Source organism: Streptomyces sp. NPDC102259 (genome assembly GCF_044766465.1).
GTDB lineage: Bacteria > Actinomycetota > Actinomycetes > Streptomycetales > Streptomycetaceae > Streptomyces.
The window spans coordinates 24,977-40,099 of the sequence record NZ_JBIWMA010000021.1 but is presented as its reverse complement, the minus strand read 5'-3'; the positions used below and the strand labels follow the sequence as shown (position 1 = coordinate 40,099).

The 15,123-nt window shown below is 72.8% G+C and carries 12 protein-coding genes and 1 pseudogene; 12 read left to right on the top strand and 1 reads right to left on the bottom strand.

Going from position 1 to position 15,123, the window contains the following annotated elements:
- Positions 1 to 245 precede the first annotated feature (245 nt).
- A complete protein-coding gene (locus ACIRPU_RS34405; RefSeq protein WP_403874423.1) occupies positions 246 to 1,475 on the top strand; it encodes a cytochrome P450 in 1,230 nt (409 codons plus the stop codon).
- 6 nt (positions 1,476 to 1,481) lie between these two features.
- Entirely contained in the window at positions 1,482 to 2,717 is a 1,236-nt protein-coding gene (locus ACIRPU_RS34400; RefSeq protein ID WP_403874421.1) for a CaiB/BaiF CoA transferase family protein, read from the top strand.
- A gap of 197 nt (positions 2,718 to 2,914) precedes the next feature.
- Here ACIRPU_RS34400 and ACIRPU_RS34395 read toward each other — a convergent pair whose 3' ends face one another.
- Positions 2,915 to 4,222 carry a LuxR C-terminal-related transcriptional regulator gene (locus tag ACIRPU_RS34395; protein WP_403874419.1) on the bottom strand — a complete coding sequence of 436 codons (1,308 nt, stop codon included), beginning with the start codon at positions 4,220 to 4,222 and terminating at the stop codon, positions 2,915 to 2,917.
- Positions 4,223 to 4,604: 382 nt separating this feature from the next.
- On the opposite strand from ACIRPU_RS34395, the pseudogene ACIRPU_RS34390 reads away from it, so the two are divergent.
- The 10 genes and pseudogenes from ACIRPU_RS34390 to ACIRPU_RS34345 all read left to right on the top strand — a co-directional run.
- A pseudogene (locus tag ACIRPU_RS34390) lies at positions 4,605 to 4,754 on the top strand (type II 3-dehydroquinate dehydratase); the annotation flags it as partial.
- 76 nt (positions 4,755 to 4,830) lie between these two features.
- On the top strand, positions 4,831 to 4,989 hold the full coding sequence (locus ACIRPU_RS34385) for a type II 3-dehydroquinate dehydratase (RefSeq protein ID WP_403874417.1): 159 nt from the start codon (positions 4,831 to 4,833) through the stop codon (positions 4,987 to 4,989).
- A gap of 168 nt (positions 4,990 to 5,157) precedes the next feature.
- Positions 5,158 to 6,459 (top strand): 3-deoxy-7-phosphoheptulonate synthase, encoded by a 1,302-nt coding sequence (locus tag ACIRPU_RS34380; RefSeq protein ID WP_403874415.1) that lies wholly within the window; start codon positions 5,158 to 5,160, stop codon positions 6,457 to 6,459.
- Positions 6,404 to 7,426: an LLM class flavin-dependent oxidoreductase gene (locus tag ACIRPU_RS34375; protein WP_384110308.1), complete on the top strand. Its 1,023-nt coding sequence runs from the start codon at positions 6,404 to 6,406 to the stop codon at positions 7,424 to 7,426. Before ACIRPU_RS34380 ends, ACIRPU_RS34375 begins: the two co-directional genes overlap by 56 nt.
- 104 nt (positions 7,427 to 7,530) lie before the next feature.
- Positions 7,531 to 8,208: an SDR family NAD(P)-dependent oxidoreductase gene (locus tag ACIRPU_RS34370; protein WP_403874412.1), complete on the top strand. Its 678-nt coding sequence runs from the start codon at positions 7,531 to 7,533 to the stop codon at positions 8,206 to 8,208.
- A 204-nt stretch (positions 8,209 to 8,412) separates the two neighbouring features.
- Entirely contained in the window at positions 8,413 to 9,978 is a 1,566-nt protein-coding gene (locus tag ACIRPU_RS34365; RefSeq protein ID WP_403874410.1) for a class I adenylate-forming enzyme family protein, read from the top strand.
- A gap of 1 nt (position 9,979) precedes the next feature.
- Positions 9,980 to 12,913: an amino acid adenylation domain-containing protein gene (locus ACIRPU_RS34360; RefSeq protein WP_403874408.1), complete on the top strand. Its 2,934-nt coding sequence runs from the start codon at positions 9,980 to 9,982 to the stop codon at positions 12,911 to 12,913.
- Positions 12,910 to 14,151: a cytochrome P450 gene (locus tag ACIRPU_RS34355; RefSeq protein ID WP_384110299.1), complete on the top strand. Its 1,242-nt coding sequence runs from the start codon at positions 12,910 to 12,912 to the stop codon at positions 14,149 to 14,151. The genes ACIRPU_RS34360 and ACIRPU_RS34355 overlap by 4 nt, the downstream gene beginning before the upstream one ends.
- A 14-nt stretch (positions 14,152 to 14,165) precedes the next feature.
- On the top strand, positions 14,166 to 14,399 hold the full coding sequence (locus tag ACIRPU_RS34350) for an MbtH family protein (RefSeq protein ID WP_384110297.1): 234 nt from the start codon (positions 14,166 to 14,168) through the stop codon (positions 14,397 to 14,399).
- Complete coding sequence (locus tag ACIRPU_RS34345) at positions 14,396 to 15,106, top strand: O-methyltransferase (protein WP_403874405.1); 711 nt, start codon at positions 14,396 to 14,398, stop codon at positions 15,104 to 15,106. The genes ACIRPU_RS34350 and ACIRPU_RS34345 overlap by 4 nt, the downstream gene beginning before the upstream one ends.
- Positions 15,107 to 15,123: the final 17 nt, after the last annotated feature.

The following is a 15,123-nucleotide window of genomic DNA, read 5'->3' as shown; positions in this document are numbered from 1 at the left end:
GTCGCGGCCGTCGCATCGCACGACTTGGTAGTACCCGGCCGGGGGCGCGGCGGCGGCGGGGCGGGGCCACCCGTACGGCGGCTTCGCGGGGGCGGCCGCACTACCCGTGTGAAGGATGCCGGGGCGTCCGCCGCGAGCCTACGGTGGCGGGCGGGCAGCGGAAACCCGTGCCGGGACAGGGCCACCGGCCCGGCGGCGCGCCGAGACTGCCGATCTCTCACCCCCGTCGCGGAAGGGCCCGGATCATGACCCGCCCCGTCGTCAGCCCCGATGAGCTCGACTCCCTGGACTTCGCCGACCCCCGGCTGCACGCCGAGCGGGACCTCACCGAGGTGTGGCGTCATCTGCGTGCCCAGCGGCCGTTCCACTGGCAGCCCCCGCGAGCGGACCGTCCAGGCTTCTGGGTGCTCAGCCGCTACGCAGACGCGATGGCCGTCTACCGTGACAAGGAGCACTTCACCACCGAGCGCGGGAACGCCCTGGAGAACCTCCTGATCGGAGGGGACCCCGCGGCCGGCTCCATGCTCGCGGTCACCGACGGCCCGAAGCACACCAGGCTGCGCAACGTCCTCAACGCCGCGTTCGCGCCGAAGACGCTCGCACGGATCCGCCACAGCCTGCGCCGCAGCGTCGACGACCTCCTCGCCGTCGCCCTGGAGAAGGGCGAGTGCGACTTCGTCCGCGACGTGTCGGCGAGCATCCCGCTGGGCGCCATCTGCGATCTCCTGGGCGTGCCGAAGGCCGACCACGGGTACCTGCTGGACCGCACCTCGCACGCCTGGAGCTCCGACGAGGCCGACGCCTCCCCGGAGGCGACCTGGCAGGCGAAGAGCGAACTCCTGCTGTACTTCTCCGATGTGGCCGCGACACGGCGCGGCGGCGACGGCGACGACGTGATCAGCCTGCTGGCCAACTGCCGTATCGACGGGGAGCCGATCAGCGACCGCGACCTGATGGCCAACTGCTACGGGTTGATCATCGGCGGCGACGAGACCGGGCGGCACGCGATCTCCAGCGGTCTGAAGACGCTCATCGAGCACCCGGAGCAGTGGCGGGCGCTCAAGGACGGCACGGCCGATCTCGCGACCGCCGCCGACGAGGTGCTGCGCTGGACCGTGCCGTCGCTGCACAGCGGCCGGACGGCCACCGCCGACACCGAGGTGAACGGCCGGCCGATCAAGGAGGGCGACGTCGTCACCGTGTGGACCCCCTCGGTCAACCGCGACGCCGAGGTGTTCCCGGACCCGGACCGCTTCACGCTGGACCGCCGCCCGAACAAGCATCTGACGTTCGCCTTCGGCTCGCACATCTGCCTGGGGCACAACCTGGCGCGGATCGAGGTGGAGGAGGTGCTCGGCGCCCTGCGCAGCCTGGTCGGCTCGGCCGAGCAGACCGGCCCCGAGGAGTGGATCTACTCGAGCATCCTGCACGGCATGAGTTCCCTGCCGGTGGCGCTCACGCCCGAGGGGCGGTGACGCGGGATGCCCCGGACGCAACCGCCCGCGGGCCTCGGCCTGCCGCTCGCCGGCGTCACCGTGGTCGCCGTCGAGCAGGCGGTGGCGGCACCGCTGGCCACCCGTCACATGGCCGACCTCGGCGCCCGCGTGATCAAGGTGGAGCGCCCGGACGGCGGGGACTTCGCGCGGAGCTACGACACCAGCGTGGGCGGACTGGCCAGTCATTTCGTCTGGCTCAACAGGGGCAAGGAATCGGTCACGCTCGACCTGAAGTCGCCCGGCGGGCGGCAGGTCCTGACCGAGCTCGTCGCCACCGCCGACGTCTTCCTGCAGAACCTCGCCCCGGGCGCGGCCGCGCGCCTCGGCTTCGGGGCCGCCGAGCTGAGGGCCCGCCACCCGCGCCTGGTGACCGTCGACATGTCGGGGTACGGGAGCACCGGCCCCTACCGGGACAAGCGGGCCTACGACATGCTCATCCAGTGCGAGGCGGCCCTGGTCTCGGTCACCGGGGCAGCCGACCGCCCGGCGAAGGCGGGCATCCCCGCTTCCGACATCGCGGCGGGCATGTACGCCCTCTCCGCGACCCTCGCCGCGCTGGTGGGGCGGGGGGTGGGCGGTGCGGGCGCCGCGCTGGAGATCTCGATGCTGGAGGCGACCAGCGAATGGATGGGCTACCAGATCTACCACGCACAGGGGACCGGACGTCCGCCCGGCCGCATGGGCCTGTCGCATCCCAGCGTGGCGCCCTACGACGCGTATCCCACGGCCGACGGCACGCACGTGGTCATCGGGGTGCAGAACGACCGGGAGTGGGCGAGGTTCGCCGCGCGGTTCCTGGGTCGGCCCGAGCTGGCGACCGACCCGGCCTGGGCGACGAACGTGGCCCGGGTGCGGCACCGGGAGGACGTGGACGCGCTGGTCGCCGAGCACACCTCGGCGACGGCCGCGGACCGGCTCGTGGCCGACCTGGACGCCGTCGGCATCGCGTGTGCCCGCGTCAACGGGGTCGATGACCTGCTGGACCACCCGCAGCTGGCCGCGCGCCGCCGCTGGCGTCCGGTGGAGACCCCCGGCGGCACCGTGCACGGACTGCTGCCGCCGTTCACCTTCGAAGGCGTGGAGCTGCCGATGGGGCCGGTCCCGGCGCTCGGCGAGCACACCGCGCGGGTGCTGCGCGAACTGGGCCGCTCCGCCGCTGACATCGCCGGCCTGCGGCGCTGCGGCGCCGTCTCCTGTGTGCCGGAGGTCTCCCCGGCCTGAGCCGGGGGCGGTCGCGGACGCGCCCGGGCGGCACGGCGCAGCCTCACCGGCGACGCGGCCGCCCGCCGGCCCCGGCAGATCGGCCCTGCGCCCCGGCCACCGCGAACGGCGCCCCCGGGATCACCGGCGTGAGGCGCGCCGCGCCGCCGCCCCACGGGCCGGCGGCGCCGTCCGTCGGCGTCGGGGCGATGACTCCGCTACGAGCACAGCCGGGGCCGGCCCGTCGCGACGGCGCTCGTCGTGTGCTCGCGTATCCCCGTCTGCCGGACGGCCAGGTCGTTCCACGCGCTGGCCAGTTGCACGCGGGACTCCACCCCCAGCTTGCGGAAGATCTTGCGCAGATGGAAGGCGATGGTGTGCGGCGACAGGAAGAGCTGGCCCGCGGTCTGCCCGTTGGTGAAGCCCTGGGCGACCAGATACGCGACGGCGTACTCGGCGTCGGTCAGTTCCGGGATCTCCCGCCTTCGCTGGTGCCGGCCCACCTTGTCGGCGTCCGCGGCGCTGTGCAGCTGGGACTCGATGCGTGAGGCGTCCCGCCACGCTCCGGTCTGCAGGTAGGCGTCCAGCGCCTGTTGGAGGTCGCGCGCCGGGGCGGTGCGGTCGTCGGCGCCGCGGGCGAGCATGACAGCGATGTCCTCGTTGGCCGACGCCCTCGCCCAGGGATCGACGTGCGACTCGGCGGCGAGCCGGAGCTTGCCGAGGTCCTCGTCGTGCAGTCCGGCGGCGTGGGCCGCGGTCGCCTGCAACGAGCTGAAGTGCGGGTTCTCGGCGGCCAGTTGCTGACAGACCTGAACGCCGTGTCCGGCCAGCTGCTTGCGGCCGCAGTTCAGCATGAGCCGGACGAGCCAGGGCAGTGCCGCGGGTTCGGCGATCGAGAGTTGGCGTACGGCCGCGTCCGCGGCGAGCAACTCGGCGCCCAGCGGCACGGCGTGGCGCCTGCCCTTCTTGGCCTCGGCGATCTGGATCACGGCCCAGGCGGCCTGGCCGGCGTGGAGCATCTCCCGCTGGAAGACGGTGTCTTCCTTGAGCTTCTGCGCGTAGCGGACGGCTGTGGACAGATGACCCTGGCGCAGTGCGGACTGTGCCAGCACGAAGTGTCCGAGCGGTGTCCAGGCCTTCAGGCCGGACCGCTTGGCTTCCCCGAGTCCGGCGGTGGCGAGCTTGGCCGCCTTTCCGAAGTCACCGGTGGCGAGGACGACTTCGGACCGGGTGAGGGTCGCGGTCGCGGTCAGCTGGTCGTCGCCGCGCGTCCGGACGAGTGCGTCGACGGTCTCCAGTACCGCCTGGGCGTGGTCCGTCCTTCGCACCTGCGCGAGCAGGAGGCTCAGGACGAACGCGGCCTCGGCGCGGCAGGGACTGTCCGTCGCGCATCCGTCGTGCAGCGCCTGTTCGGCGATGCCGATGCCGTCGTCCAGCCGGCCGTCGCGCCAGTGTCGCCGGGCCGACGAGACGAAGGGGGCGGTACGGCATGACGATGCCGTGCATTCCAGTGCGGAAACCGCCATGTGGGGAGTGTCGCACTCGGCTAACATGCTGTTCTGCAAAGCAAACCCCCGTCTATACAATGCGAACTCCGGCATTCTCGAGTGAGACTAGGGGCGGGTTCTCGCGGTTGTCAATGGTGGTCATTTGGGCCAGTTATTTGATCCCGAAAGATTGATTTCATGACGCAAGAAAGTTGACGAATCTTTTACCGACTCTTGTTCGGGTTGGGGTCCGTGGGGAGTCCGGTGGGATGCGCGACTGTCGCAGGTTTGTCCGAGGTGCGGCTTGGGCAGGCCATTGAGCTGGGCCGATTCGCTGCTCTGCGCGTCGGTGTGCAGGACTGTCAAGTCGTGCGGTTGTGGTGTGAGTGGGGGTGGGGCGAGCCTTGCGGCCTGGATCGTGATGGTGTCCGACGGCCGGATTCCGCCGCATGGAGAGGTGGGCATGAACGCCATTCTTTTATTGAACATGCCGAATCTTGGAATTCTCGGCGAGCATGAGTCGGAAGTGTATGGCCGGGAGACTCTCGGGGATATCGAGAAAATGGTTGCGATCGAAGTGGCGGAAGTGGGCCGGGAAGTGATTTCGGTCCAACGGGAGGGGGAGGGAGAGCCGGCCGTGGACCGAGGTGCACCCGACGAACCTCTGGGCCCGGGAACGCTTCCGGCACGAATCCCTTCTCGCACCGCTCGCCTCCGGCGTCGTCGTCGGCCTCGGCGCCTTCGGCCACCGACTGGCCGCACGGGCGCTCGTGCGGCTGTCCGAGGCCGGCGCCGGGCGCTCGTGAGGCTCCGGACCCGCACGTCGACGTCGTGACCCTGCCACCTCACCGGGAGCGGACAGTGATGACTGCCGAACGGGCCGCGGCCGGCTTCCCGCCGCCGGACGCCCGCAACCCCCGCCACCGACGACCGGCGGCCGTGACACCGCGGCGTGCCGTGTCCCCGCAGCGCCGATGATGCACCAGGATCCGTCCGGTGCCGGCCCGGCCCCGCTGCCGCTCGCGGCCGCGGTCACCCGGCCCACGGCGCAACAACCCGACTGGCCGGATCCGGCCGGTGTGCGGGCCGTCCGTGAGGTGCTGCGCTCGGCGCCGCCGCTGGTCCTGCCCGCCGAGGCCGACCGCCTCACCACCCGGCTCGCGGAGGTGGCGCACGGCGCGGCCTTCGTTCTCCAGGGCGGCGACTGCGCCGAGACCTTCGTCGGCAACACCGAGGCGCATCTGCGGGGGAACCTCGACCTGCTGGCCCGCATGGCCGCCCTGCTAACCCGCGCGGGCGGCCTGCCCGTCGTCCGGCTGGCCCGGATGGCCGGGCAGTACGCCAAGCCCCGCTCCGCCGCGGTGGACGCCCACGGGCTGCCCGTCTACCGCGGCGACATGGTCAACGGCCTCGCCGCCACCGCCGCGGAGCGGGCGCCCGACCCGGCCCGGATGCTCCGGGCCCATGCCGCCTCGGCGGTCACGATGAACTTCGTGCGGGCCTTCACGGGCGGCGAGGTCTTCACCGGCCACGAGGCGCTGGTGCTCGACTACGAGTGCGCGCTGCTGCGGCCGGGGCCGCCCGGGGACCGCCGGCCCTACAGCGGCTCGGCGCACTTCCTGTGGATCGGGGAGCGGACGCGCCGACTCGACGGCGCCCACATCGGGTTCGCCGAACTGCTGGCCAACCCCGTCGGAGTGAAGCTGGGTCCCACGACCACTCCGGAGGAAGCCGTCGAGTACGTACGGCGGCTGGACCCGGACGCAGTGCCGGGCCGGCTGACGCTGGTGAGCCGGATGGGGCACCGGCGCGTGCGCGACGTGCTGCCGCCGATCGTCGAGAAGGTGACCGCGCTGGGACACCCGGTGGTCTGGCAGTGCGACCCCATGCACGGCAACACCTTCGTCGCGCCGACCGGCCACAAGACCCGGCGCGTCGACCACGTCCTCGACGAACTCGCCGGGTACTTCGAGGTGCACCGGCAACTCGACACCCACCCCGGCGGCGCGCATCTGGAGCTGACCGGGGACGACGTCACCGAGTGCCTGGGCGCGGGCGTCGGCGAGGCGGACCTGCCGCGCCGTTACGAGACCGCGTGCGACCCCCGGCTGAACGCCCGTCAGGCCATGCGAGTGGCCACGCTCCTGGCGGAACTGATGCGCACTCAGCCACGCGCCCACGCGCCTGCGACCGCCACGGACGTCCTGACAGGATGTCCGCATGGAACTTGGACTGATCAGCCTCGCCGACCTCACCCCGGATCCGGCGACCGGTGACGTCGCGCCGGTCGGCAGGCGAATCTCCGACATCGTGCGCGCCGCCGTGCTCGCCGACGAGGCGGGCCTGGACGTCTTCGCCGTCGGAGAGCACCACCATCCGAACTACGCGGTGTCCTCACCCGCCGTCGTGCTCGCCGCGATCGCCCAGGCCACCACGCGCATCAAGCTCACCAGCGCGACGACGCTGATCGGGGTCCTCGACCCGGTGCGGGTGTACGAGGATTTCGCCACCGTGGACCTGATCTCCGGCGGCCGCACCGAGATCACCGTGGGCCGAGGCGCGTTCCCCGAGCCGTTCGACCTGTTCGGTTACGAATTCGACGACTACGACAGCCTGTTCACCGACCACTTCGAGCTGCTGCGCAAGATCGTCGCCCAGCCCTGGGTCAGCTGGTCGGGCCGCCACCGTCCGCCGCTCACCAGCGCCGGCGTCGTCCCCCGCGCCAACCGCTACCCGCTGCCCGTCTGGGTCGGCGTCGGCGGAAACCGGGGGAGCGCGAAGCGGGCCGGATCGCTCGGCGTGCCCATCCTCGTCGGCGCCACCGGCGGCGCCCTCTCCCGTTTCACCGAGACGTTCACCGTGTTCCGGGCGGCGGCGGAGAAGGCGGGGCACGACCCGGCGGAACTGCCGGTGGCCACCACCAACTACCTTCACGTCGCGAACACCCCCGCCGAGGTGGATCAGTTCTACGGCCACTGGGCCGCGTACGCCGCGCACCACTCCCGGGGCCGGCTCCAGGGGGAGCGCGAGATGTTCGACCTGCAGCGGGGCGAGGACGGCGCGCTGCTGCTCGGCAGCCCGCAGCAGATCGTGGACCGGATCGGCCGGCAGCACGAGCTGTTCGGCCACGACCGGCTGCTCGCCCAGATCGACCTCGGCGGGATGCCGTTCGCGCGGGTCGCCGGGATCATCGAGCTCCTCGGCGCCGAAGTGCTCCCCGAGGTACGCAAGTTGAGCCGCTGACCCACCCCACGACTACCAACCCGACCGATGTCGGCCGGGCTCGGACCGCCCTACTCTCTGGCGCATGCGGGCGAATCGGCCCGCGCCGGATGAAGGGTGGGGGAATGTCGCAGGTGGCGATCATCGCCGGAGCCGGTACCGACACCGTGGCCGCCACGGCGCTCGCGCTGGCCGCGGACGGATTCGACGTGGCCCTGCTCGACGCCGACGAATCCGCCTGTACGACCACGGCGGCCCGGGTCGAGGACCTGGGCCGCCGGGCGATGGCGGTGCGCACCGACTGGACCGACGAGGAGTCCGCCGACGCCGCGATCGAGCGGGTGTGCGCCGGCCTCGGCGAACCGTCGGTCCTGCTCACCGTCGTCCCCGTGGCCGCCTCGGGGCAACTGCACGCGCTCTCCCGGGAGCAGTGGACCGAGACGACCGCCGTACCGCTGCGTGCGGTCTTCCTGGCCTGCCGGGCCGTGCTCGACCCCATGATCAAGAATGGTGGCGGCCGGATCATCACGGTCGCGGACGCCGCGGGCGCCCAGACCGAGAACGCCACCGTCCGCACCGCGCTCGAGGGCCTCACCCGCGCCCTGGCGATCGAACTGGCGCCGCTGGGCATCACGGCCCATCTGCTCACCGCGCCGCTGTCCGTCGACCAACTCGGCACCCGGACGGGCCGGATCCCCACCGCGGCCGAGTTCTCCGCGCGGGCGGCCCGGACCGCATCGATGCTCACCGGGACCGCCGCCGACTCCCTCACCGGGCAAGTCCTTCGGATGGCGGCCCCCTGACAGCCGTCGACAGTGACCGCACCGCGGCGCTGCCGGGCTACCAGCCCGAGGGATGTGAGCCCGCCCGGCCGGAACCTACGGTGGTCGGGATCAGGGCGCAGGTCGACGCAGCCCGCCGGACGATCCCCGCACACCCGGCCCGGGCATCCGACACGCCATGCCCGAACGTGCCCGTAGACCACCGAGCTGCATGGGAGAACGTAGGTGCAAGGCCATGAGCACTACGTGCGCCAGATCCTCACGAAGCTGAGCGCCGACCCCGGTGGCGTGCCGCTCGTTCACCGAGACACGCCCACCACCGCCCTGGAGTTGGCGGACTCCGTCGTCTCCGCCGCGGCCCGGATGCGCGAGCACGGCGTCGGCCCCGGCAGCGCGGTGGCCGTACTGACGAACCCGAACACGCCCGCCACCCTCATACTGCGCTACGCGGCGAACCTGGTCGGCGCCACCGCGGTGCACATCCGAGGGGTCAACGCGGTCGACCCCTCCGACGAGCTGTCCGCCGAGGCGCAACTCGGCATCCTCATGGACGTGGGGCCGGCCATGCTCGCCATCGACCGGGACAACATCGCGCGGGCACTGGAGCTCTGCGGTTCCCTGCCCGAGCGTCCGCCGGTCGCGGTGCTCGGCGGCGCCGGCGCCCTCCCGAGCGCGATCGACCTCTCCGTCCCCGGTGACCTCGACCTCGGCACCGCCGAGCAGGGCACGATCGCCGTCGTGACCTACACCAGCGGCTCCACGGGCAAGCCGAAGGGCGTCAGCTGGCCCTACGCGGTCAAGAACGAGATGGTCGCGACCTCCGCGGTCCGCGGTGACCGCGCCCGCTGCCTGGTCACCGCACCGCTCACCCACTCGAGCGGCGCCACCGCGGACGACACGATCGTCGCCGGCGGCGCCGTCGTCCTGCACCCCGGCTTCGACGCCGCCGAGGTGCTGAGCGCTGTCCCCCGCCACGGGATCACCCGCCTCGTGCTCGGCTCACCGCAGGTGAACGCGCTGGCCGAACACCCCGATACGGCGCATACCGACCTGACGAGCCTGCGCGAGGTGTTCTACACCGGCAGCCCCGCGGCGCCCGAGAGGCTGGCCCACGCGGTGAAGGCGCTCGGCCCCGTCCTCTTCCAGGTCTACGGCACCAGCGAGACCGGACTGGTCAGCCTGCTGACGCCGCAGGACCATCTGGACCCGGAGCTGCGCGCCACCGTCGGCCGCCCGCCGGAGGCCGTCCGGGTGAGCATCCGTTCCGTCGCCGACGGCCGGGAACTGCCCGTCGGCGAGGCCGGCGAAGTGTGCGTGATCGGCCGGTGGCAGATGGCCGGCTACTGGAACGAACCCGAACTGACGGCGCGTGTGGTGCGGGACGGCTGGGTGCACACCGGGGACATCGGGCATCTCGACGAGGCCGGCCTGCTGCACCTGCACGGCCGGATCGCGGACGTGATCAAGGTCAGGGGCATCAAGGTCCACCCGAGCGCGGTCGAGCGCGTGCTCCTGGAGCATCCGGGCGTGGAGGCCGCGGCGGTCTTCGGCGTCGAGGACGAGCAGCGCGTCGAGCGGATCTGCGCCGCCGTCGTGCCGCGCGAGGGCGTGACCCTGGACCGCGCGGTGCTGGCACGGCACGTCACCGCCGCGCTGTCGGCGAACCATGTGCCCGCCGAGATCGAACTGCGGCAGACTCTGCCGCTGGTGGGTCCCGGCAAGCCGGACCGGGTGCGGCTGCGCACCGAGGCCGTGGAACGGGCCGTGCGGGCCGAGGGGACGGCGAGCTGACATGGCGCGAGCGACCCTTCCCTCCCATGTGGTGACGCTGGTCGACGTCGACGGCCCCCTGGACGGCGCCGTGCTGCGGCGGGCCGTCGCCGAACTGGCCCGGCGCCACCCGCACCTGCGGTCGGCGCCGGACGCGGAACTGCCCTGGCGCGACGTCGACCTCGGCACCGTGGACGGGCCCCGGCGCGACGCCGAACTGGACCGGCTCGACGCCGAGGAGGACGAGGGCCCGGCGGTCCCGCTGCGGCTGCTGCTCGCCCGGCTCGGCCCCGAACGGCACCGGCTCCGGCTGAGCAGCGCGCCGACGGCCGTCGACCCACAGTCGCACCGCGTGCTCATCGACGAACTCCTCACCGTGTACGGCGGAGGGAACGGTGACCTGCCGCGGGTGCCGAGCCACGCCGACTACGCCGGCTGGCTGGCCGTCCAGGACCGCGAAGCGGCCGACCTGGTCTGGTCGACCCACCTCGCCGAGGCCGAGCCGACCCTGGTGGGCGGGCAGGCGTCCCCCACGCGGCCGGGCCCGGTCGAGCGGGTCGGCGGCGAGCTGCCCGCGGACGTCGGCAGCGCCCTGCTGCGGATGGCCCACGACCACGGGCTGGCCTTCGAGACGGTGGCGCAGGGCGTGTTCGGCATCCTGCTGGGCTGGCTGACCGGCCGGGACGACGTCGTGCTCGGGGTCGCGGCCCGGCCGCGCTTCCTCGGGATCGACATCATGGCCGGCCGCTTGGCCGAGCCGCGGCCGGTGGTGGTGCGGGCTCCCGCGCGGGACGCGCTGCTCGACGTGTTCTTCCGGCTGGCCGACGAACAGGCCCGGCTCACCGGCGTCCTGGCGCCCCGCGCGGTCGACGGCATCTTCGACACGCTGGTGTCGGTCGACTGCGGCGAGCCGGCGGCGGTCGCCGACATCCGGGTGGTGGCCGTGGAGCAACGGCCGCAGGCGCCCGGGGCGCTCGCCTTCCGGGTGCGCGGGACGGGCGATCGGCTGCGGCTGGACCTGGACTTCCGGCCGGACCTGCTGGAACGCGCCGACGTCGAACGGATGCTGGAGGTGCTGACCCGGCTGTTCGGCGCCGTGGCGAAGGACCCGACCCAGCGCGTCGGCGGGGTGGACCTGCTGCCTCCGGCGGAGCGACGGCGCATGCTCCGGGAGTGGAACGACACCGGCACCGCGGCACCGCCCCGCACGCTCTCCCAGCTGCTGCGCCGCCCTGTCGTCCGGACCCCGGACGCCACCGCGCTGCTGTCGGCCGGTGAGACCCTCTCCTTCGCCGAGCTCGGCCGGCGCGCGGACCGGCTCGCCCGGCTGCTCGCCGACCGCGGAGCAGCGCCCGGACGGTTGGTGGCGCTGGCGCTGCCCCGTTCGGTCGACCTCGTCGTCGCCGTCCTGGCGGTGGCCCGGACCGGAGCCGCGTTCGTGCCCGTCGATCCCGGCTATCCCGCCGAGCGGGTCGCGTTCATGCTCGAGGACGCCGCGCCGTCGCTCGTCTGCACGCACTCCACCACCGCTCTCGCGGACCTGCCGGAATCCCTGGTCCTGGACCGGCCGGAGGTACGGGACACGGTGCGCGGGACCGCCGGGACGGACGAGGCGGACGCAGCGGAGTACCCGTACCCGGTTCCCGCGCAGGCCGAGGTCGCCTACGTCATCTACACCTCCGGCACCACGGGACGGCCCAAGGGCGTCGCCGTGCCCCATGCCGGACTCGTCGACCTGGCCACCACCATGGCCGAGGGCATGGGTCTGGACGGTGACAGCAGGCTCCTGCAGTTCGCGTCGCCGAGCTTCGACGCGTTCATCGCGGAACTGCTCGGCGCGTACCACGTGGGCGCCGCGCTGGTCGTACCGCCGGACGTCCCGCTCGCCGGTGACGTCCTCGCCGAGGTGATCACCGAGTACGGCGTGACGCGTCTGCTGCTGCCGCCGGTGGCCGCCGCGAGCGTGGACCCGGCGCAACTGGCCGGAGTGCGGGCCCTGATGACCGCGGGGGAGGCCTGCTCGGCCGACCTGGTCGCGCGCTGGTCGCCGGGGCGCCGGATGGTCAACGCGTACGGCCCGACCGAGGTCACCGTCTGTGCCACCTGCAGCGAACCGCTGACCGGCGCCGGCACGCCTGCCATCGGACGGCCCATCGCCGGCGCCTCGGTCTACGTGCTCGGCAAGGGACTTCAGCCGCTGCCGCCGGGTGTGCCCGGCGAGCTGTATGTGGCGGGCGACGGGCTGGCACGCGGATACCTCGGGCGCCCGGGGCTCACCGCGGAGCGATTCGTGGCCGATCCGTTCGGGCCGCCCGGCTCCCGCATGTACCGGACCGGTGACATGGTCTCCTGGCGGCCCGACGGCACCCTGGCCTTCCACGGCCGCGTCGACGACCAGGTGAAACTGCGCGGCTTCCGGATCGAACTCGGCGAGGTCGAGACGGTCCTGGCCGACTGCCCGGGCGTCGTCCACGCGGCGGCCGCGGTCCGCGGCGTGGACGGGGAGCGCGATGTGCTCGTCGGGTACGTCACGCCCCGGGACGGAGTGACGCTCGACGTGGCCGGGGTGCGGGAGCACGCGTCCCGGTTCCTGCCCGACCACATGGTGCCCGCCGTCGTCGTCGTGCTGGACGCCTTCCCGGTCACCCCGGGCGGCAAGCTCGACCGGTCGGCGCTCCCGGCGCCCCGGGTCGTCGCGTCGGCGAGCGGCGGCCGTGCGCCGCGCACCCCGGCGGAGGAGGCGTTCTGCACGATCTTCGGGGAGCTGCTCGGGGTCGCCTCGGTGGACGTCGACGGCAACTTCTTCGCCCTCGGCGGCGACAGCATGCTCGCCATCAGCGTGATCCAGCGGGCCCGCGCCGCCGGTTTCGCCGTCTCGCCCAAGGAGATCATCAACAACCCGACGGTCCGCGCGCTCGCCGCGGTCGCCACCCCCACGCAAGGCGGCGCCCGATGACGTCGCTGCCCCTGGTCGCCCCCGACCGGCTGGACGAACTGGACCTCGCCGACCCCCGGTTGCACGCCGAGCACGACCTGACCGAGGTGTGGCGCCGGCTGCGGGCCGAGCGCCCCTTCCACCGCCAGCCGGCGCGCGGCTCGCAGCCGGCGTTCCGGGTGATCACCCGGTACGCCGACGCGGTGGAGGTCTACCGCAGCCGGGAGTTCACCACCGAGCACGGCAACGGCCTGCCGACCCTGCTCACCGGAGGGGACGCGGCCGCGGGGACGATGCTCGCGGTGACCGACGGACTGCGTCACCAGCAGATCCGCACGATCCTGACGAGGGCGTTCTCCCCGCGGGTGCTCGCCGCCGTCCAGGACGGCGTCCGCCGCACGGTGGACGAGCTCATGGCGGTGGCCGTCGCCAAGGGCGAATCCGACTTCGTCCGGGACGTCTCCGCGAACATCCCGCTCGGCGCGGTGTGCGACCTGCTCGACGTGCCGCGGTGCGACCGGCAGTACCTGCTCGGCCTCACCTCGCAGGCATGGAGTTCCGAGCACGCGGACGCCCCGGCGGAGGACTCCTGGACCGCCAAGAGCGAGATCCTGCTCTACTTCGCCGACCTGGCGCGGACCCGGCGCGGCGGGGCCGGCGACGACGTGGTGAGCCTGCTCGCCAACTGCCGCGTCGACGGGGAGCCGCTCAGCGACGCCGAGCTGATGGCCAACTGCTACGGCCTGATGATCGGCGGCGACGAGACCGGCCGGCACGCCATCTCCGGCGGTCTGCTGGCGCTGATCGAGAACCCGGAGCAGTGGGACGCGCTCAAGAGCGGCGCCCTGAACCTGCAGACGGCCGCCGACGAGGTCCTGCGCTGGACCGTGCCCTCGCTGCACGGCGGCCGGACGGCCACCGCCGACGTCGAGGTGAACGGACAGCTGATCCGGGCGGGCGAGATCGTCAGCGCCTGGATCGCCTCGGCCAACCGGGACGGCGACGCCTTCCCGGACCCCGACCGCTTCGACCTCACCCGCACGCCGAACAAGCACCTGACCTTCGCCTTCGGCGCGCACTACTGCCTCGGGCACTACCTCGCCCGGGTCGAGATCGAGGCCGTGCTCGACAGCCTGCGCCGGACGGTGTCCGGCGTGCGGCAGACCGCGCCGGAGACCTGGATCTACTCCAGCATCCTGCACGGCATGAACACCCTGCCCGTCGCGTTCGAAGCAGATCCGGCGGCCCTGTCCCCCTGACCGAGGAGCACGGCGTGTCCCCTGTGTTCGAAGACGACGACGCGGACTATCTCGTGTTGCGCAACGCGGAGCTGCAGTACTCCTTCTGGCCGGCGTATCTCGCCGTACCCGGAGGCTGGCAGGTCGTGTCCGGACCCGCCTCCCGCACCGACTGTCTCCTCCACGTCGAGCAGAACTGGCGTGACCTGCGGCCGGCTTCGCTCACCGCGACCGGCGACCGGACCCAGCAGAACGGAATTCATTCGTGATCAACACATCGTTGCCCATCGTCCCGCAGGACAGCACCGACCAGCGGGAGATCTTCGCCACCGCCCTGGTCCGCCAGGCGCCGCTGCCCGAGCCGCTGAACAACGTCATGATGGAGATGGAGAAGGTCGCGCGGGACGAGGGCATCCCCGTCATCGGGCGACTCGAAGGCGCGATCGTCCGGACGCTCACCGCGCTGCGCGGCGAAGCCGTGACGCGTGTGCTCGACATCGGCACCGCGATCGGCTATTCGGCCCTGTGGCTGGCGTACGCGCTGCCCGAGGGCGGCAAAGTCACCAGCATCGAACTCGACCCCGAACGGGCGGCGCGTGCCGCGGACTTCATCGACCGCGCGGGCATGGCCGACCGCGTCGAGATCCTCGTCGGCGACGCCTTCGAGCTGATCCCGGAGCTCGGCTCCTACGACCTGATCTTCCAGGACATCATGAAGCACCGGTACTTCGGCAGCGACCCCTCGCTCGCCACCGAGCTGCTCAAGCTGTCGAAGGCGCATCTCGAGGTGAACGGCTTCTTCATGATCGACAACGCCTTCTGCGGTGGCGGCGTCGTCGCCGGGGAGGCGGCCGAGCCCTCCAACGAGCTGGTCGGCGTACGGAACATGAACAAGGCGCTCGCCGAGGACCCCGACTTCGACGGCGTGATCCTGCCGGTACGCGACGGCCTCTGGATCGCGCGGCGTACGGCCTGAGGACCGGGCGGCAGCCC